This is a genomic window from Arthrobacter sp. TMN-49, assembly GCF_054511095.1.
This window is the reverse complement of sequence record NZ_JBTNDH010000076.1, coordinates 1-1,360: the sequence shown is the minus strand read 5'-3', so window position 1 is coordinate 1,360 and position 1,360 is coordinate 1. Positions and strand designations below refer to the sequence as shown.

The window sequence follows — 1,360 nt, the reverse complement described above, 5'->3', positions numbered from 1 at the left end:
TGTCTGGTTTCAGGACATAGTTGACTGCTGTGTCGCGGCATCGTTGACTCTGGTGGTGGCCGCGGAGTTGGCAGATCATTTGATGTGTCGGGACATCGTTGACTCCATGGATGATGGGTTATGGCGTCCTTGGATCAGAATCGTGTCATTGTTCTTGCTGTGCTGGAGATGGGGTTGTCACCCAGTGAAGCCGCTCGTCGTTTCCATGTCAGCCGTCAATGGGTACATGTGCTGATGGGGCGTTATCGGGAGTTTGGTGAGGCAGGGTTGGAACCCAGATCTCGCCGCCCTAGCAGGCATCCTGGCGCTACCTCCGGTGACGTGCGAGCGAGAATCACAACCCTGCGAGCCGAGCTGGATGCCGCGGGTCTGGATGCTGGCGCCGAATCCATCGCTGACCGTCTGCGGCGCGAGGGCGTGAGCCCGCCAGCGGTTTCCACGATTTGGCGAATCCTGCGCAGCGCATCCATGGTCGTGCCACAACCACAGAAACGCCCACGCTCCTCGTGGCACCGCTTTGAAGCGGCCCAGCCTAACCAGACTTGGCAGTCCGATTTCACCCACTGGACACTGGCTGGCGGCACGGATATTGAGGTCATCTCCTGGCTCGATGACTGCTCCCGCTACCTGCTCCATATCAGCGCTCACCCCCGCGTTACGGGGATCATAGTGACCACCACGTTCACCAGCACTGCCCAAGCGCACGGCTACCCGGCCTCAACCCTGACGGACAACGGGATGGTGTATACGACGCGTTTCGCGCATGGGAAGGGAGGCCCGAATGCTTTCGAGTACCTCGTGAAGAAATTGGGAATCATCCAAAAAAATGGCTCGCCGTATCATCCGCAGACTCAAGGGAAAATTGAGAGGTTCCATCAGACCCTCAAGAAATGGTTGGCACTCCAACCACCCGCAAGCAGCAGGCGCGAACTAGATGAACAGCTGGCACGGTTTCAACACATCTATAACCAGGAACGCCCCCACAGGGCGTTGGATCGCAAGACACCGGCAGAGGTCTACACCTCACTGCCCAAAGCCGCACCAGTGCAGCGCTCAGAACTCCACTGGCGAGTCCGCTACGACAAAATCGACAGCACAGGCACGGTCAGCCTGCGCTACCAAGGGGCCATGCGACACCTTGCCGTCGGCCGCGCCCACAAGCAAAAGCACGTCATAGTCCTCATTGCCGGGCCCGAAGTGATGATCGCCGACACCATCACTGGCGAGCTCCTTGCAGAACACACCATCGATCCAAGCAAAAGCTACCAACCCAAAAAATAACAAAAGCCCCCTCCCGAAGGAGAGAGCTTTTGTCACCTATGTCCCGCTACATCAGTCAACGATGTCGCGACACATCACA

Annotated in this window: 1 protein-coding gene; it reads left to right on the top strand. The window is 58.1% G+C overall.

The genetic code is table 11. The annotated features are described in order from the left end of the window. The first annotated feature begins 129 nt into the window (after positions 1–129). A complete protein-coding gene (locus ACX80E_RS17175) occupies positions 130–1,281 on the top strand; it encodes an IS481 family transposase (RefSeq protein ID WP_459303275.1) in 1,152 nt (383 codons plus the stop codon). Positions 1,282–1,360: the final 79 nt, after the last annotated feature.